Raw genomic sequence first — 18,349 nt, 5'->3', positions numbered from 1 at the left:
CATCATCCTGTCGAAAGACATCATCCAACCGAGAGACATCATCGGTCACGGAGCGGAAGTCGTGCTGATGATGACTGAAAGCACCGGGGTTGCCCCGGAGGCGTGGCGATCATGCGGAATCCTGCCAGCGTACGACGCATCACTGCATTGCAAAAAACACAATACAGATCGATGCAATCATGCGTCTCATGTATCGCGTCCAGAGTAGCAAAGGCGACCTTGGCTGGGTAGCGTTCGCTCACTGTTTGGCAGGGGACTTGCGGGAAATCACGCCGGCCTTGCCAAGAGTTGGCATGAAAAACCCCGGCGCCTCGAGAAGGCGGACCGGGGTGGTGGACGTCATCCTGTGCAGTTCAAGCAATGAGGGACGTGGTGGTCGTCATGCGAGGAGCCATCTTCTCTCGCATGACGGGCGACGCGACGCCCGAGGCTCAGGTTCATCGACAAGCGTCAGCTGCAGTAGCCCCAGCCTTCCAGGCGCTGGCGAATGTCCTCGACCCGCTGGCGGTTCTTGCCGAGATCGGAATGCCCTCTGCGCGAGACGCTGCGCACATGACAGACCCCCTCCTCTTCATTGCAGACGATTTCCACATCATCGACGAAGCCCAGCACGGGGGTGTGGAATTCGGCGTGCAGATAGCCGCCATCTTCGCTGACGATTTCAGCATGGCCCATCGATTCTATGATGCCGTGCAACTTCTCCATCGCACTGACGCAGCAATCCTGCGGCATCGGGAGTGGCGCGACATAATGCTTGCTGTCAGTAGCCTGGGAACTGACCCCGTTGGGGGTGCTGGGAGCCGGAGCCAGCATGCCATCATGCAGGCCGAGATTGTCGGGACGAGGTGAAGCAAAAAGACCTTGGCGCATTTCGAATCCTTCCTGTCATCTCTGGGCGTCGGTAACAGCATCCTCTGTCACCAGCCTGATTGTTATCCAAGTCAGCTTGAAGACGTTGCGAAGACTGTGCGCAAGAAAGCCCCATGAGGGCTTCTCCGCTGATGTGATTCGCTTGAGGCAACTCCCACACGCTGCCATCGTGTGGGCTTGTCGGTGAATGACAAGGGCCTCGACTTTCAGCGTAGCGACTTTTGTCGATTTTGCCCGTGGAAGGGTTTGATACAGATCATCTGCCTGATAATGCGCCGCACCTTGAGCGGCTTGAGGCCGTGCCCTCTTCCGCCCCAGCGAAGCCAGACCGTACACTGGGCAGCATTTCACCCGGCCCGGCTTGCCCCAGGCGCAGCCCCAGCCACCGGCCAGACGACTTCGCAAGGACCCCATCGTGAGCTTCCGCTTTCTGCACACTTCCGACTGGCATCTCGGCCAGAGCTTTCACGGCCAGAGCCGACACGTCGAGCATGCTGCCTTTCTCGACTGGCTGCTCGGGCAGCTCAAGACTCTGGCGCCGGATGCGCTGCTGATCGCCGGAGACCTGTTCGATGTGGTCAACCCGAGCCTGGCCGCCCAGGAACTGCTCTACGACTTCATCGTGCGCGCCCACGAGCAGGACGCGGCGCTGGAGATCGTGATGATCGCCGGCAATCACGATTCCGGCTCCCGCATCGAGCTGCCGGCCGCGTTGCTGGCACGTCTCAAGACCCATGCGCTGGGTCGCGTGCGCTGGGTGGATGACTCCGCCGACGGCGGCGATGCCCACAGTCTCGACTGCCAGCATCTGCTGGTGCCCCTGCATGATCGTGACGGCAAGCGCCGCGCCCTGTGTCTGGCGGTGCCCTTCCTGCGCCCGGCCGAGGTCACCGGCCTGAGCAGCGGCGAACAAACCGAGCAGGAAGGAGAAGCAGCAGGCAAGGCCGAACGCACCCGCAGCGAGGCCTACCGCGACGGCGTGGCCCGCGTGCACCAGCAGCTGGTCAGTGCTGCGCGCGCCGCCCGCCAGCCCGGCGAGGCGCTGATCGCCATGGGTCATGCCCACATGCGTGACGGCGAGGTGTCCGAGAACAGCGAGCGCCCGATCCTGATGGGCGGCGAAGAGGCGCTCTCGACCAGCCTGTTCCCCGACGACATCGCCTATGTGGCACTGGGCCACCTGCATCGCCCGCAACGCGTGGGCGGCGAGGAGCGCATCCGCTATTGCGGCACGCCGCTGGCGATGGACTTCTCCGAGGTCGACTACGGTCACCGCATCCTCGATGTCACGCTCAACAATGAAAGCCTGGAGAAGGTCGCAGAGCATCGCGTGCCCCGCCATGTCGCGCTCACGCGCGTCGGGCCTGCGCCACTGGCCGAGATCACCTCTCGGCTCACGGCGCTGGTCGCCGAGGCCCAGGCGGATCTCGAGCCGACACGCTGGCCGTGGCTGGAAGTGACCGTGCAGCTGGAAGCCCCGCTGATCGACCTGCGCGCCCGTATCGAGGCACTGCTGGAAGGCGCGCCGCTGCGTCTGATCAAGCTGGTCACCCGCTACCCGGCCCCCAGTGCCGAGCATCGCGCGCCGAAAGGCGTGAAGCTCGATGAGCTGGGCCCGATGGGGCTGTTCGAGCGTCACTATCGCGCCACCTATGACAGTGAGCCGGACCCGACGCTGATCGAGGATTTCGCCCAGCTGCTCGAGGAGGTCGAGGCCGCGCGCGAGACGCGCCTCGAAGGCGAGCCGACCACCCGGCCCGCTCGCAAGCCAGACAAGGCGGCTTCGATAGACAAGACAGCTTCGGCAGACAAGGCCAAGGGAGGTCAGGCATGAAGATTCTCGCCCTGCGCCTCGACAACCTGGCGTCGCTTGCCGGCGCACATGAAGTCGACTTCGAGAAGGCGCCGCTGTCCGATGCCGGCCTGTTCGCCATCACCGGGCCCACCGGGGCCGGCAAGAGCACGCTGCTCGATGCCCTGTGTCTGGCGCTCTATGGCACCACGCCGCGCCTGCGCCAGACGCCGAGTGGCGGCCAGCTGGAGGATGTCGGCGAGCATCAGCTGACGCTCAAGGACCCGCGCAGCCTGCTCCGGCGTGGCTGCGGCGAAGGCAAGGCCGAGGTGGACTTCATCGGTCGCGATGGCCTGCGCTATCGCGCCAGCTGGACGGTCAGCCGCGCGCGCGGCAAGCCCGGCGGGCGCCTGCAGAATGCCAAGCAACATCTCCAGCTGCTGCCCACCGGCGATGACACCCAGCCGGCTCAGACCCTCAACACCACCAGCAATGACGCCAAGGCGTTGATCATCGACAGGCTGGGGCTCAATTTCGAGCAGTTCACCCGCGCCGTACTGCTGGCGCAGAGCGAGTTCAGCGCCTTCCTGCGTGCCAATGACAATGAACGCTCGGAGTTGCTGGAGAAGCTGACCGATACCGGCCATTACTCCGAGATCTCGATGGCCGCCCATGAGCGCGAGCGCGCCGCCCGCGAGGCCGTCACTGAACTGGAGCGCAAGCTGGGAGGCCAGCTGCCGGCCAGCCCGCAGGAACGCCAGGCGCTCGAGGAGGAAGTCCGTCTGCGTCAGACGGCCATGACCCGGCTCAGCGAACAGCATGATGCGCTGACGGCCTATCACCAGTGGACCACCACGGCGGGCGAGCTCGAACAGGCGCTGCGTCAGGCGCAACAGGAGCAGACCGAGGCTCACGCCGCCAGCGATGCGCTTTCCCGTCAGCGCGAGCAACTCAGCGCCCTGGAAGCCCTCGCGCCGATTCGCCCTGCCCTGCTGCGCCTCACGGCGATCGCGCCGCAGCATGCGCAGCTGGTCACGCAACTGGCCCAGCTGGAGCAGCAGCTCGGCGCCCTGTCGCCCAGGGTTGAGCAGGCCAGAGCCGCCAGGCACACCGCCGATGAACGCATGCAGCGCTGTGATACCTGGCGTGGCGAGCAACTGCCGAAACTTGAAGAGGCACGTCAGGTGGCTTCGCGTCTGGCGCAACAACGCGAAGCACACGCCAGCCAGCAGAGTGAACAGCAACGCCTGCGCGACACGCTCGGCCAACATCAGCAGGAGCTGGAGACACAGGATCGTCAGCGCCAGCAGCTGGAGCAGCAACTCCAGCAGCTGCAGGCGACGCTGGTCGACGAGTCAGGCCAGCCGCTGCGCGATGCCGAAGACTATCGTGACCAGCTGCAACGTCAGCGCGATGCACTACTGGAGCTCAAGCCCGTACTCAGCGAGCAGATCAGTGGCCTGGCCCGCCGTGATGAGGTGCAGCAGCTTCTTGTCGAGCTGGAGCAGCAACTGCCCCGACAGCAACAGGCGTTGCGGGATGTGGCTGGCCGGCAGGCGCAGGCATTGCAGGCCCGTGATCAGGCGCGCCACGAGGAAGACGCCGAGCGCCGCCAGCAGGAGCAGGAGCGTCTGGCACGCAGCGACAACGTGATGGCGCTGCGCCGCGGGCTGGTCCAGGGCGAGGAGTGCCCGGTGTGCGGCAGCCACGAACACCCCGCCGCCGGCCAGGCCGCACCGGCCGAGGCGCTGATCGCTCAACTGGAGCAGCAGGCCCGCGAGCGCCTTGACCAGCGCCGCCAGGCCACGGCCACCGCACAGCAAGCCATGGAGACGGCCAGTCACGAGCACGCCCGCCTCGAGGAGCAGCTCGGCTATCTGCAGCAGGAACAGGCCCAGCTGCACACGGAGCTGCAACGCCTGCAGCAGCAGGCGCAGAGCTGCCAGACGAACCTGACCGATCTTCTGGCTCGGCACTCGCTGTCGGAGCAGCCCCAGCTTGCACCCTTGCCGCAGCTGCCGGCTGCCCGCGCACTGCAACTGATCGAGCAGCGCCTTGGGGAACTGGACACCCGCCAGAACACGCTGGTGACGACACTGCGTCAGCTGACGCCGCTGCGTGAGCAACGCCAGGCACTGGCAACACGCCACGCCACGCTGACGACGCAATGCCAGCATGGCGAGGCGCAGCTTCAACAGTGCAAGACGCAGATCACTGCGCTGGCGCGCGAGATCGAGCAACTCAGCGCCACGCTTGCCCAGCAGCTGAGCGCAGACCCCAAGCGGCAGCATGCCAGCGTGAGCGACTGGTCCGACTGGATCGAGTCGCTGACCACTCGGATGCGCAACGAGCAAGAGGATGCGCGGCAGGCACTGCAGGAATTGAGCGACCAGCAACAGCAGCTGACGCAGCAGCAGGCCAACCTGCAGCAACGCCAGACGGAGCTGCGCGAGGAGCAAGACTCGCTCGACCGCGAACGCGCGCATTGGCAGGCAACGAATCCCGGCCTGGATGACGCGCGCATCGCGGAGTTGCTGGCCGTCGAGGATCACGAGTTGCAGGCACTGCGCCAGCAACTGCGCAGCGCCCACGAGCGCGTCGCACGCGCGGATGCCCTGTGTGAGGAGCGCAATGCGCGTCAGCTCAAACACTGGCAGGCCGCTCGAACCTCAAGCTGGCAGGCAGCACTCGAGCAGCTGGCAGCGCCCGCCGAGGAGACGCCGGGAGCAGGTACCGCTGGAGAAGGCACCGCAGGAGACGGTGCGTCGGATACGGAAGAGACGGGCGTCATCCGCGCCCAGGCCCAGCAGGCCCTGGCGCTGCATGCTCGCTTGCAGGCTCATGCGCAACCCTCGCAAGAAGATGCCGCTGGAGAGCCGGAGCATGCGCAGCCACAGCCCGAGGAAGACACTCACGCGCTTGGCGAGGCGTTGGCCACTTTGATCGCGGCGCTCAAGACACCCCTCACTGCCGTGCGCGAGGCCCATCAATCGGCGCAGGCGGCGATACTCAATGATGATCAGCGCCGCAGCGGCAGCGCCGAACTTGGCGAGCAGCTGGCCCGCGCCCGCGCAGTCCATGAACGCTGGGGCGCGCTGTCGGAGCTGATCGGCAGTGCCAGTGGTGCCAAGTTCCGCACCATCGCCCAGGCCTTCAATCTCGAGCGCCTGATCGAGCATGCCAATCTGCATCTGGCCAATCTGGTTCGCCGCTATCGTCTGGCACGCGGCGCCAGCCCGCTGGGTCTGGTGGTGGTGGATACCGAGATGGGTGACGAGCTGCGCAGCGTGCATTCGCTGTCCGGCGGCGAGACCTTCCTGGTCTCACTGGCGCTGGCGCTGGGCCTGGCGGGCATGGCCTCCGGTGAGCTGCGCATCGAATCGCTGTTCATCGATGAAGGCTTCGGCAGCCTCGACCCGGATTCGCTGGCCCTGGCGATGGAGGCGCTGGATGGCCTGCAGGCCAGCGGCCGGCGCGTCGGGGTCATCTCGCATGTGGCCGAGATGCATGAACGCATTCCGGTGCGTATCGCGGTGCGCCCCTCGGGCAACGGCCAGAGCCGACTGGAGATCGAAGGCTAGCGGCGGCCAGGCGTCACGAAGCCAGGTTCAGCGTAGCCGCTTGAGGCGGCGGCTGGCGAGCTGGTCCGCCAGTCGGGTCGGCTCGGGCAGTTTGGTCTTGCCCAGACAGTGCAGGGTCATCGCCAGCGCCGTGTCCAGATTCATGCGCTGGCCCGACGAGACGAACACCGGCTTGACCTTCGCGCGTGAGCGCAGCACGGCGCCCAGCTGGCTGCGCTGTTCGCGTTTGGGCAGCTCGCTATTCTCGATGATGCCGAGCTCGCCATCCGCTTCACGCACGCGATCCGTCAGCGCGACCCAGTCACCGCGCTCATCGCCCGGTTCGCCATGCTTGCCGCACAGGCGCTTCTTGGCCACGCCGAAGGATGGCAGGTCACACCACAGGCCGAGATGCGCCGCCACGCCCAGGCGGCGCGGGTGCGCGATGCCATGGCCGTCCACCATCAGGCATTCGGGCGCACGCTCCAGCGATTCGAGGGCGGCGATGGCGGCGGGCAACTCCCGAAACGACAGCAAGCCCGGAATATACGGCATGCGTGTCGGCTGACGGATCAGCTGCTGCTCGAGGGGCTCCAGCGACGCCAGATCCAGCGTCACCACCGCCGCGCGTGTCACCTCGCCCCCATCCTCGAAGCCGATATCGACCCCCGTGATGGTCGCTGGCCACTCGCCGGGGCTTGCTCCCCAGGGCGGCGTCAGCGTCAGTCGAGTGGCCATTTCGCGTTGCTTGGCAACGGCGGCGGCAGGGTCGAGATTCCAATCGTGCAGTGCTGTCATCCACTCACTCATGCATTCCCTCTCGGCGGTTGCGGGTCTCTCTCCCTCAGATGCTATCGATCGCCCTCACCTTCAAGCTGCTTGCCCAGTGAACGCAGCACCTCCGCCGCCTGATTGCGGAAGGTGTCCAGCCCGTTGCCGACCTCCCCCATGCTGCGTTCCAACTGGCGTGACAGGCGATTGGAAAGCGGCTGGTCCGCGCGGGACGTCAGCTGCTCCGGCGTCATGTCGAGCACCAGTCGGTAACGGATGTCGCCGGGGGCCTCAGCCGCCAGCGGGTCACTGACCGCCTCACGGGTGAAGCGCGCGAAGTCGATGCTGGCTGCCTTGTCACCGCCGTCAGGGCGAATCAGCAGGCGATGGATCTGACCACGGGTGTCACTGAGCACATCCTCGACCTTGCCCAGCGCCTCGCCCTGCGGTGAGACCACCGGCGCCAGACGCAGGGCCTCCAGCGAGACCAGCGGGACGCGAATCTCCGGCGTGGCGCTGCTGGCGGGCATGCCGGATTCGGCGTGGGCCGCACCGAGTGGCAGCCAGGGGGTCGCCAGCAGAGCGCACAGCATCAGCTGGCGGGCAGGCGTGGCCTGCAGGCCACGGCGCAAGGCATCGAGTGAAGAGATCATGTGGGCATCCTCGGGAAATGATGAGCGGTGGAGCTATGATGAGCGGTGGAGCTACGATTAGCGGTGGACCTACGCCAGCACAGGATACCAGCCCCGGTGACGCCTTTCGTTCAGGCACAAAAAAACCGGCACCTCGTGAGAGGTACCGGTCTTTTCAGAAGCCGTGGCCAGCACTGCGACCAGTGCCGGCCCGACTCAGGCCTGATCAGGCGCGACGACGGTCGTCGTTGCCACCTTCACGGCGCTGCGGACGAGCGCCCGCACCGTCTTCTGCCAGTTCCAGCGGACGGCCAGCGACGCGAGCACGCGCCATCTTGGACACGATGCTGGTCGGCAGACCGCTCGGCAGTTCCACGACACTGTGCGTGTTGCGGATGTCGATGCGACCGATGCGTGAACCTTCGATGCCGCCTTCGTTGGCGAGAGCGCCAACCAGCTGGCCCGGCTTGACGCCGTCACGGTGACCGACGGCCACACGGTAGAGCTTCATGCCTTCACGTGCGACCGGCGCGGAGTTGCGACGCTCACCGCGTTCCGGACGCTCGGTGCGCTCACCGCGCTCGGAACGCTCGTTGCGACGCGCGCCCGGCTTCGGCAGAGACTGGATCGGCGTCTCTTCGGCGCGAGCCATCTTGACGAAGACAGCGGCCAGCTCGACGGGGTCGTGACCTTCTTCGACCAGGCTCTGGACCAGAGCGCGGTGACCGTTGGAGCTGCTGCCCAGGGCTTCGACGACGCGAGCACGGAAGGCGGCGTCACGGTGGCCACGGATCTCTTCTTCGCTCGGCAGCTGGCGTTCGGTGATGCGCTGGCCCAGGGCCTGCTCCATCCAGCGAACCTTGCGCATTTCGCGACCGCTGACGAAGGTGATGGCACGACCTTCACGACCGGCACGGCCAGTACGGCCAGTACGGTGGACGAAGGATTCGCTGTCACCCGGCAGGTCGTAGTTGAAGACGTGGGTGATACGCGCCACGTCCAGACCACGAGCGGCGACGTCGGTCGCGACCAGCACGTCGACCTTGCCACGCTTCAGGCGAGTCACGGTGCGCTCGCGCAGGGACTGGTCCAGATCACCGGACAGTGCTGCCGCGGAGATACCGCGAGCGATCAGCTGTTCGACGACAGTGGTACAGGCGGCACGAGTGCGCACGAAGACGATGGCCGCATCGACGGTCTCGACTTCCAGCAGACGGGACAGCGCTTCCAGCTTGGCGCCGCCTTCGACACGCACCATCATCTGTTCGATGGTGGAAGCGGTACGTGATTCGGACTTGATGGCAACCTTGACCGGATCAACCAGGTAGCGGTTGACGATACGCTCGATCTCGGTCGGCAGCGTCGCGGAGAAGAAGACGCGCTGCGCTTCCTTCGGGGTATCGGCGACGACGCGCTTGACGTCATCGATGAAGCCCATGCGCAGCATCTCATCGGCTTCATCCAGCACGAGGGCTTTCAGGCCGTTCAGGTTCAGGCTCTTGCGGTCCAGGTGGTCGATGACACGACCCGGGGTGCCGACGACGATCTGCGCGCCGCTCTTGAGGCTACGCATCTGCTCGCGGTAGTCCTGACCACCGCAGAGAGTGGCCACTTCCAGGCCACGCATGAACTGACCGTAACGTGTGAAGTTGACGGCGACCTGTTGGGCCAGCTCACGGGTCGGGGCCAGCACGAGAACCTGCGGTTCACGGCGGTCGAGGTCCAGACGGGTCAACAGCGGGAGTGCAAAGGCAGCGGTCTTGCCGGTACCCGTCTGTGCCTGGCCGATCATGTCACGGCCTTCGAGCAGACTCGGGATGGTCTGAGCCTGGATCGGGGACGGAGTTTCGTAGCCCAGCTTCTCGAGAGAGGTCAGGACGGCAGGCAGCAGGGCAAGATCGCTGAAGCGATCGACGACGGAAGTCGTGGTCATGTATATCTCACACCTAAATGGCTACAAGTAAGGCTTGCAGCTGAAGAATGGGTCGGGTTGAACCGACACGAAGCGTAAGGGCTCCGTCTGGCGATGCAGTCAGGCACGAGGCGCTGGCATCATCAGAAAAAACGTACGAGTGCTGGACGTCTTGGCATGGACGGGCCCGGGTTGCTCTGAAGGTGGACGCAATTCCACTTTCAGGCACAACGCTGCGGCGACCGTACAGCAACCAGAGGCTCTTCTACTCAGAGTCTCGGGGCGCTCCATCATGCACACTGTGGACAGGGACGGGTCTTGCATCGCGGCGGCCGGACATCGATCGAGTCGAGGGGTCACGGATGGCTGGGGCAAGCTACGCCACGCGGTCCGGGAGGCGCGAAATACCGGCTGATGGCCACAAGAAACGGCGATCACGTCGGGCTCGGCTACTCAGGATGGTGGGTCACTACATGCGAGGAGCTGGCATTCTAGCAGCCTCTCACGCATTCTGCATCCTTTCTTTTGACCTTGGTCGCAGGCCGGCCGCCCTCGGGCAGGCATGCGCCCTGCCATCACGACTCGCTGAACAGCCACCTGACAGGAGCCTGCATGACTGACGCGCAAGACCATGACGCCCCCTCCCCACAACATCCCGCCGAGCATGTCACCACGCTGTGGGTCGACGCCGATGCCTGCCCGCGCGCCGCACGTGACATCCTGGTGCGCGCGGCGGAACGCACCGCGACCCCCACCTGGTTCGTCGCCAATCATCAGGTGCCGCTGCCGCGCTCGATGCACGTCAAGGCGCTGTCGGTCCCGCAAGGGGCAGATGCTGCCGATCAGTTGATCGTCGAGCGCGCCCACCCTGGCGACATGGTGATCACCTCCGACCTGCCGCTGGCGCTGGAGGCGATCGAGAAAGGCGCGCTGGTGATGACGACCCGCGGCGAAGCGCTGGACAGCAACAACATTCGCGCCAAGGTGCAGATGCGCGACTTCATGGAGAGCATGCGCTCCAGCGGCGAGCACACCGGTGGCCCGTCCGCCTACGGCCAGCGCGAGCAACGCGACTTCGGCAATGCACTGGACCGCTGGCTGGCCAAGATCAGACGCCCGACACCGCGTACCTGATCCAACCGCCGCTGCTCGCCATCAACCCTGGCGCCACCAACTCAGGCGCGATCAACTCAGGCGCGATCAGCTCACACTTCAAGACCTCAGGCGTGACGGCGAATGCCCTGGCCCGGCAGACGCTCGCGGTCATGGGGAGCGTCGAGCGCCAGGCTCGGGCCGACCGGCACGATAGCGGTGGGATTGATGGTCTGCTGACTGGCGTAATAGTGGGTCTTGATATGCGCAAGATCGCAGGTCTCGGCGATGCCCGGCCACTGATACAGCTCGCGCAGATAGTGCGAGAGATTGGGATAGTCGGCGATACGGCGCTGATTGCACTTGAAGTGCCCGAAATAGACGGCATCGAAGCGAATCAGGGTAGTGAACAGGCGGATGTCGGCTTCGGTCAGCCATTCACCGGTGAGGTAACGCGAGTCGGAAAGCCGGTGCTCCAGTGAATCCAGGCACTCGAACAGCGCCGTGAAGTGACGCTCGTAGACCTCCTGCCGCGTGGCGAAGCCGGTCTTGTAGACGCCATTGTTGACCTTGTCATAGACCTCGGCATTGATGGCATCGATCTCGCCGCGCAGGTCTGCGGGATAGAAATCCAGATCATTGCCGGTCAGCGAATCGAAGGCGTCATTGAAGATGCGTACCAGTTCCGCCGACTCGTTGTTGACGATGCGACCGGTCTGCTTGTCCCACAACGCCGGCACGGTGACACGGCCGGTGTAGTGCGGGTCGGTCAGGGTGTAGAGCTGGTGGTGATAGCGCACGCCATTGATCGGATCACCGCTGGAGCCTTCTTCCTCGAGATAGCTCCAGCCATGTTCGAGCATCAAGGGGCTGGTGTAGGACATGCCGACCAGCGGCTTGAGCCCCTTGAGAGAGCGCATGATCAGCGCGCGGTGCGCCCAGGGGCAGGCCAGCGAGACGTAGAGGTGGAAGCGGTCTGCACTGGCGGGCACGGCCGCTTGTCCCTGCGGCCCCTCGAGCGGGGCATCGGGCGCCACGACCCAATCCCTGAGCCGCGCGCTCTCGCGCTTGAATTCACCGCCGGTGCTGTCGGTGTCATACCAGCGATCCTGCCACTTGCCGTCGACCAGTAAGCCCATCTTGCACGCTCCTTATATGGCTTGAGGGGATGCCACCAGCCTAAGAGCCAAGCGCGACAGCGCAAGCGAATTCACTGCGTGGCAACGATCGAGTTTCTCGAACGATCACGTCGTGCGCTCTTCTCAAGCCCTCACTCTTTTCAGGGCCTGCGCGCTTATCAGACCCTGCACGCTTTCAGGAGCGCCGCTCGCTGGCGTCCTGCTCGACGGCAGCGTGCAGCTGCGCCTTCATCGCCCGGACGGCAGGGCCCGCGCGATCATCGTCCGGCAGATAGAGCATCAGCGACACTTCGCGCTCGCCGCCATTGGCCAGCGGCAGTGGCAGCAGCCGCCCTCGGGCCAGGGCCTCGCTCATGCGGGTACGGGGTAGCCAGGCGAAGCCCAGTCCGCGTTCGGCAAGATCGACTGACGTGGCCAGGTGGCTCACCGTCCAGCGCGCCTCGGCCTTGAGCCAGCCGGCATCCATGCCGCTGGAACGGCTGCTGTCGCGTACCACCAGCTGGCGATGCTGCACGAGATCACGCAGATCCAGCGGCCGTCCGAGGGCATGCAGCGGGTGCCCCGGCGCCGCCACGGCGATGAAGGTTTCACGCAGCAACGGGGTGCCGAGATGGCCATCCAGCATCAGGCCGCTGATCAACAGGTCCGCTTCCTTCTCCTCGAACAGCTCGCGCCCGCCGGTCAGCGTCGTCTCGTGCAGCTGGACACGCACCTGAGGGTAGGCCGTCGAGAAGGCTTCCAGCGCCCGTGCCAGCACATCCGGCGGAAACAGCTGATCCACCGCGATGGCGATCTCACTCTCCATGCCTGCCGACAACGCATCGGCCACATCCTCGAGTGCCCGCGCATTCTCGATCAGCTGACGCGCCCGGCGCAGCAGCAATTCACCCGCCTCGGTCAGCCGGACATTGCGCCCGACCGGCTCCAGCACCTGCACGCCCAGCAAGGCCTCCAGGCGATGCACGGCGTGATTCAGGGTCGAGGGGCTCTTGTGGATCGCGGCCGCCGCGCGCGCGAAGCTGCCATGGTCCACCACGGCGGCCAGCATCTGCCACTGAGCCAGTGTCACGCGTGACGACATCGGGATTCCTCTTGCAGAACGTACGGGAATGCACGGGGCAATCCTGACATGCCAGACGCAAAAAACCAGACACCTGATACTGCAACCCGACGGGAGCAAAAGAGCATTCTGTGCTGTCAGACTCCCGACATCTGGTCGCAATCCTCGGACATCAGGACGGCATCCTCTGAAATGCAGGAGGCCAAATACGCTATTTTGCGTAACTTTACAAAATTTAACACCAAGCAGGATTTACTGCCTGAACAGCGTTTCCTAAGCAAAAATGGCGCTATTTTCGCCAGACCTCATGTTGCCGGTACCGCCAATTGCGCCGTCAATGATCTAAACAGGGTTGAATTACTCATACTGGACATGCGTCCAGCCTATCGAACGATGGGAACCTTGGTTAAGGTTCGAATGCCTCATTGTTGCCATCTTTTCATTTCACATAACTTTATCGGTCACATATGCTGCGAATCCTTCATTCGCTCCCTCGCGCGCACAAGTATCTTCTTTTACCTGTTGCCACCATGGTTACCGTGCTGGGTGCTCACAAGCTTCTCGAAACATTCGATGCTCCTGATGTCTCTACGGCCTCACAGTCCATCGCCATCGACCTAGCCAGTGCAAATTCCAGCACCCCGGCCAAGCTGCCGCTGGCGATTGCTGCCTCAGACGACACTCAGTCTCCCTTGAGCCCGGCGCAGCTCGCCAATCAGACGGCGACCAGCTCGGCCTCCGGTGACATTCCGCTGGCAGCACTGACGCCCAGCGAGATCGTCGCCATCGATTTCGACATGCCGACGCTGCTGACGGATGCCAACTATCATCCCGACAGCCAGACGGCAGGTCCGATCGTGGCACTGGCGCCGGCGGCAGTGAAGACCGCAGAAGCCGTCATCGGCACCGCGACCGACGAACAGGCCGGCGGCACCTCCTATGACGACCTCTCCGTCGACCCGGTCGAGCTCGGCGAAAGCCCGACGCTGCAGACCGAGCTGGCGGCCGAGGAAGTCTATGTGCCCGAGTGGCAGACCTATACCGTGCAGGCCGGCGACACCTTCGCCGTGATGGCAGAGCGCTCGCTGGGCCTTGGCTACAGCGAGACCACGCGCATCCTCAAGGCGCTGCCTGACAAGCGCGTGCTGACCCATTGGCGCATCGGCGACAGCTTCGATTACAAGCTGGATGAAGACGGCAACCTGCTGGCGCTGCGCATCATGAAGGACGCGCGTCGCGGCTTCATGGTCAAGCGTGAGGCCGGCGGTGAAAGCTTCAATGTCGCCAAGATCGAGAAGGCGACCCAGGCCACTCAGCGCATGTTCGCCGGTACGGTCAGTGGCAGCTTCTCTCTCTCGGCGGAAGCCACTGGCCTGGGCGTCGCGGAAGTCAGCCAGCTGACCCAGGTGCTGGGCAAGAAGATCGATTTCCGTCGCGATACGCGCAAGGGTGACAGGTTCCAGGTACTGGTCGAGTCCGACATGATCGACGGCACCAGCATGGATTCCCGCATCCTCGCCGCACGCTATGAAGGTTCTCGCAAGTCACTGACCGTGGTGCGCAACAGCAGCGATGGCCGCTACTACACCCCCGACGGCAAGGGCCTCGACCCGGCCTTCAATCGCTATCCGCTGGCGCACAAGGCGCGCATCAGCTCGCCGTTCAACCTCAGCCGTCGCCATCCGGTGACCGGACGCATCAGCCCGCACAAGGGCACCGACTTCGCGGTGCGTATCGGCACGCCGGTGCTTTCCACCGCGGATGGCGTCGTCGAGCTGGTCGGCAACCACCCGTTGGCCGGTCGCTATCTGGTGCTGCGCATGGACAACGGCTACAAGACCCGTTATCTGCACCTGTCACGCCCGCTGGTCAAGAAAGGCGAGCGCGTGACCATGGGTGAGAAGATCGCCCTGTCAGGCAACACCGGCCGCTCCACTGGCCCGCACCTGCACTATGAGGTGATGGTCAACAACCGCCAGGTCGATGCCATGCGCGTTCAGCTGCCGAACAACAAGTCCCTGTCCGGCAAGGCGCTCGCCAACTTCAAGCGTCAGTCAGAGAACATGCTGGCCAAGCTGGAAGCCGCCGACAACACTGGTGCCATCGCCAAGGCCTCTACCCCGAGTCAGGGTGACGAGAGCTAGACGCGAACCCAGGCGCTGGCCCGCAAGCACAGGGCCTGCGCCTGACATGAAATACGCCTGACAAGTAATGTGCCCGACAAAAGAAAAGGCCCCTCACCTCACGGTGGGGGGCCTTTTCTTTTGTCGGTGTCCCGGCCAGAGATCAGGTCACTTCTTCATGCCCTTGTTGGACGCCTGCTCCAGCAGCTCTTCCGCTTCGCTGCTCGCGCCCTCCTCTCGCATCTTGGCCACATCGGCATACAGACAGACGTAGGTACCGCAGGATGCACAGAACACCTTGTCGTCGGGATTGTGGACCTGCGAGACGCGGACTCGCTGACTGCCACAGTCCGGGCACGGCTTGGGAATACGCAGTTCCTCGGAAAGATCTGACATGAAGCATTCTCCTGTTCGGTGTCTGGGCCGCTCGCCTTGAGGCTGGTCGATTGGCGTCTCCCCAAGACATGGGGCCACTCACACGGCATGCAACCCCGCTGGCGGGGAGTCGCTCGCCTTTCGGCTCGAGCTACCTCACCGAGATACCTCGCCCAGGCACTGCCCGGCACTACGCTCAGACGCAAAGCCCCGGCACGATGGCCGGGGCTTGAGGGGCAGACGCGAACAGACAGATGTCACGCGGCGCTGATGCTGCCGGCAAGCGACTCATGGCTGGTGCCGTGACTTGCGGTGTTGGACATGCACGCCACGGGGCGCTCCGGCACACGGTGCTGGCCGTGTGACCTGGCGCCATCACGCGTCAGGCGGAACTCTTCCTGCAGCGCCATCTCACGTGCCGCCAGGCGAAAATCGCCCATCGAACACAACGCATGGCCGTTCGGGCACTTGAGGATGTGATCATCCGGCAGATCACGGGCAGGCCAATCCAGCGCTTCGTTGCATTCGGGACACTGAGGGCCATTACGGGTCGGGACTGATGGGGTAAACATGCGCGAACTCCTTTTCGACGCAAAAGATGACGATGTCATGACCAGATTCTCAGTACAGAAAACATCAAGACGTGGCTCGGTTTGCGTGCGCATGATGGAGACAGATAGCGACAGACTCCATTGCACTTTCGGTTAGATGCCACAATTTTATCGCTGGTCAGTCTCTGCGCTCACGGCTGCGGAAGGTATCGCGCAGAGCGCGGAACACACTTCATGGCAGCGCGACCGGCAAGAGTCTGACAGCACTATCTTACAGTCTGATAACACCTCGCGAATGACGCAGATCAAACGCATACCAGATCAGGGGGTGTCCGCCGCACCGTTCTTCAGACGGGCGTCAGACGGGTATTCATGGGCTTGAAGCCAAAAAAATCCCGACCAAAGGCCGGGAAAACACTCTCAGGCAGAACAGGACCTATCGCGGAAGCAACGCGGCTCGCCGCAGGTCGACCAGGACGCTGAACAGTCGTCAGCGATATCACGGAAATCTCGACTCCACCTGCAGTGCCAGATATTCAGTTTCGTTGCCTTGGGCAACAAGCCCGCGACCAGGGCGAAACAGCGAAACCGACTGGCACTGAGGTAAAAATTCTTGTGCGCCCTCACACGCACTGGCGAACACTGGGCCCTACAGGCGCTTGCTTCAGGCCGAGGCGTCCAGCTGCTGGACCACCTTCTGCGCCATCAGGGCCGGGTCAATCGCAGCTCGCTTGCGGGCGCTGACTTCAAGGCGATCACGCAACATGAACCAGACACCCAGAAACTCATCACATTCTGCACAACTGACGATGTCATCATCTGCCGGGGAATCTTCGAGGTGAACCCGGTTGCTGCCACAGCGTGAACACTCCATGGGAACCTTGCGTACTGTGTTCATCTCGATGCCCTCCATTGGATCCATGATGAAAACCTTGTGCTCGAAACCGGTGGAGCGGGCGGCATGACGATGTGGAAACTTGCGGCAACCTGACAAGGGATTGAAAAAGCGCCTCTGCGGCTCCATCAATGTTGTATCAGGGTGATCTCCTGCCTGCCCCGCCGTGCTTCGACAGTTGCAAAGTTAGACACTTCCAAAACCTTGTACAAGTTTTAACGCGTATCAGAACGTATCTGTATAGCTAATGTAGACGCATTGGTAGGCGTTTTCATGTGCGCTGATCAAGCGTTTACCTCTCCCCATGCGCCCGCTGTAGCACGAGAGCGCCCCGCCAGAGCCGTGTAACACTTCGCTACAAAAAAGCCTCTTTTGACGTGCAAAAACATCTTGCCCCACTCGTCAGGCAGCCAATCAGCGAGCAGAAAAGCCTTGAACGCGCACTGATTGCGACATATCCACGTGCATCATTTCGACTTCTTGCCTTGAACGGCGCGGGCCTTGGCATCCAAGCAATCCTTCAGCACCTCATCTCTCTGCTCGCCCCTCTACTCGAACCCTTCGTCAGAGCCCTGCTGACAGAGCGCTTGCGGGCGGCCTGTTCGCGACAGTTATGGAGCACCAGAAAGCCCACTTTCTTGGCACGACGACATTGCCCCTTTACACCTTGCATATGACAGACAGAGAAATTCTCGTACAAGTTTTTCTTCCCCCCCCCCCTTGAAACTTGTCGGTCTCGTCAGGATCTCAGTGGGTAGGGTCATGGTTCTGGCGAATCATTTGCGCCACGAGCGAGAAGGAAGCGCTTGAGGGACCGGACCAGAAGTACCGATTCAACACGCAAGGAGTACGGCATGAGCAATATGAACCGCAAACAGATTCTGGGTGCGATCACCGCGACCACGCTGCTATCCACTACCAGCATGGCCATGGCCAGTCCGCAGGGGCTCTACTCCGCAGATGAGCTGATGGATGCCGATGTCTACCTGCAGAACGATGACAACAACGTGATCGGTGAAGTCGAGGACATCCTGCTCGACGACAACATGCAGGTCGCCGCTCTGGTCGTCGAAAGCGATGACTCCATGGGGCTGGACGAGAACCAGTACGTCGTGGAAACGGGCAAGTTCACCCTCGAGACCGAACAGGGCGATGATCTGGATGCTCTGGAATACCGCATCCACCTCGACATGGATGTGAGCGAGTTCGAGCAGCAGCCGAACTACACCACTGACTGGTGGCAGGACACGCGCAAGAGCGCCGCAGCGGCCTGGGATGAAACCAAGAACACCGCTGCCAGCGCCTGGCAGGACACTCGTCAGGCGACCGCCAATGCGCTGACCACCGCCGGCAACGCCATCAGCGGTGCCGCCAATGACACTGAGCAGGAAATGGAAGAAGAGACTCAGTGATAGCGACCCTGCAAGAGATCACCCGAACCGGATGATCCGCGGCAATGCAGAGGAAAACGCCTCATGCCCCACGGCATGGGGCGTTCGTGGTTCAGGACCACGAGAAATCACGCCATTGATGCACTGGTGGGGGAAAGAAGGGAAAGAAAGAACAGCAAGAAAGGC

At 63.4% G+C, this 18,349-nt stretch carries 14 protein-coding genes; 5 read left to right on the top strand and 9 right to left on the bottom strand.

From position 1 onward, the window contains the following. Positions 1-450: 450 nt before the first annotated feature. Entirely contained in the window at positions 451-870 is a 420-nt protein-coding gene (locus tag QD208_RS01330; RefSeq protein ID WP_043333122.1) for a DUF1499 domain-containing protein, read from the bottom strand. A gap of 415 nt (positions 871-1,285) precedes the next feature. On the opposite strand from QD208_RS01330, the gene QD208_RS01325 reads away from it, so the two are divergent. Both QD208_RS01325 and QD208_RS01320 read left to right on the top strand, forming a co-directional pair. Continuing rightward, positions 1,286-2,704, top strand: coding sequence for an exonuclease SbcCD subunit D C-terminal domain-containing protein (locus QD208_RS01325; protein WP_279835365.1), 1,419 nt, complete (start codon positions 1,286-1,288; stop codon positions 2,702-2,704). Next, positions 2,701-6,243 carry an AAA family ATPase gene (locus tag QD208_RS01320; protein WP_279835363.1) on the top strand — a complete coding sequence of 1,181 codons (3,543 nt, stop codon included), beginning with the start codon at positions 2,701-2,703 and terminating at the stop codon, positions 6,241-6,243. Before QD208_RS01325 ends, QD208_RS01320 begins: the two co-directional genes overlap by 4 nt. Positions 6,244-6,270: 27 nt before the next feature. Here the strand turns inward: QD208_RS01320 and QD208_RS01315 are convergent, their stop codons facing one another. The 3 genes from QD208_RS01315 to QD208_RS01305 all read right to left on the bottom strand — a co-directional run bounded on the left by QD208_RS01315 (position 6,271) and on the right by QD208_RS01305 (position 9,558). Beyond that, positions 6,271-7,020: an endonuclease V gene (locus QD208_RS01315; protein WP_279835362.1), complete on the bottom strand. Its 750-nt coding sequence runs from the start codon at positions 7,018-7,020 to the stop codon at positions 6,271-6,273. 53 nt (positions 7,021-7,073) lie between these two features. Continuing rightward, the gene (locus QD208_RS01310; RefSeq protein WP_279835360.1) at positions 7,074-7,646 is read right to left on the bottom strand and encodes a hypothetical protein; all 573 of its coding nucleotides are present in this window, start codon (positions 7,644-7,646) and stop codon (positions 7,074-7,076) included. A 205-nt stretch (positions 7,647-7,851) separates the two neighbouring features. After that, positions 7,852-9,558 (bottom strand): DEAD/DEAH box helicase, encoded by a 1,707-nt coding sequence (locus tag QD208_RS01305; protein ID WP_043333127.1) that lies wholly within the window; start codon positions 9,556-9,558, stop codon positions 7,852-7,854. A gap of 591 nt (positions 9,559-10,149) precedes the next feature. Here QD208_RS01305 and QD208_RS01300 point away from each other — a divergent pair. Then, on the top strand, positions 10,150-10,671 hold the full coding sequence (locus tag QD208_RS01300; RefSeq protein WP_279835359.1) for a YaiI/YqxD family protein: 522 nt from the start codon (positions 10,150-10,152) through the stop codon (positions 10,669-10,671). Between the two features lie 86 nt (positions 10,672-10,757). On the opposite strand, the gene QD208_RS01295 is transcribed toward QD208_RS01300, so the two are convergent. Further along, positions 10,758-11,768: a glutathione S-transferase family protein gene (locus QD208_RS01295; RefSeq protein WP_279835357.1), complete on the bottom strand. Its 1,011-nt coding sequence runs from the start codon at positions 11,766-11,768 to the stop codon at positions 10,758-10,760. Between the two features lie 175 nt (positions 11,769-11,943). After that, positions 11,944-12,849, bottom strand: coding sequence for a LysR family transcriptional regulator (locus QD208_RS01290; protein ID WP_279835354.1), 906 nt, complete (start codon positions 12,847-12,849; stop codon positions 11,944-11,946). 509 nt (positions 12,850-13,358) lie between these two features. On the opposite strand from QD208_RS01290, the gene QD208_RS01285 reads away from it, so the two are divergent. Beyond that, positions 13,359-14,972: a peptidoglycan DD-metalloendopeptidase family protein gene (locus QD208_RS01285; RefSeq protein ID WP_279835353.1), complete on the top strand. Its 1,614-nt coding sequence runs from the start codon at positions 13,359-13,361 to the stop codon at positions 14,970-14,972. Between the two features lie 147 nt (positions 14,973-15,119). Here the strand turns inward: QD208_RS01285 and QD208_RS01280 are convergent, their stop codons facing one another. The 3 genes from QD208_RS01280 to QD208_RS01270 all read right to left on the bottom strand — a co-directional run bounded on the left by QD208_RS01280 (position 15,120) and on the right by QD208_RS01270 (position 16,904). Then, positions 15,120-15,347: a hypothetical protein gene (locus QD208_RS01280; RefSeq protein WP_054555349.1), complete on the bottom strand. Its 228-nt coding sequence runs from the start codon at positions 15,345-15,347 to the stop codon at positions 15,120-15,122. Between the two features lie 236 nt (positions 15,348-15,583). Then, the gene (locus tag QD208_RS01275) at positions 15,584-15,898 is read right to left on the bottom strand and encodes a hypothetical protein (protein ID WP_279835352.1); all 315 of its coding nucleotides are present in this window, start codon (positions 15,896-15,898) and stop codon (positions 15,584-15,586) included. A gap of 643 nt (positions 15,899-16,541) precedes the next feature. Continuing rightward, positions 16,542-16,904: a hypothetical protein gene (locus QD208_RS01270; protein ID WP_279835350.1), complete on the bottom strand. Its 363-nt coding sequence runs from the start codon at positions 16,902-16,904 to the stop codon at positions 16,542-16,544. 722 nt (positions 16,905-17,626) lie between these two features. Here QD208_RS01270 and QD208_RS01265 point away from each other — a divergent pair. Then, positions 17,627-18,184, top strand: a complete 558-nt coding sequence (locus tag QD208_RS01265; protein ID WP_052384472.1) for a hypothetical protein — start codon at positions 17,627-17,629, stop codon at positions 18,182-18,184. Positions 18,185-18,349 lie beyond the last annotated feature (165 nt).

Origin of the sequence: Cobetia sp. 29-18-1 (assembly GCF_029846405.1) — a bacterium.
Classification (GTDB): Bacteria; Pseudomonadota; Gammaproteobacteria; order Pseudomonadales; family Halomonadaceae; genus Cobetia; species Cobetia amphilecti.
This window is presented reverse-complemented; position numbering and strand designations above follow the sequence as displayed.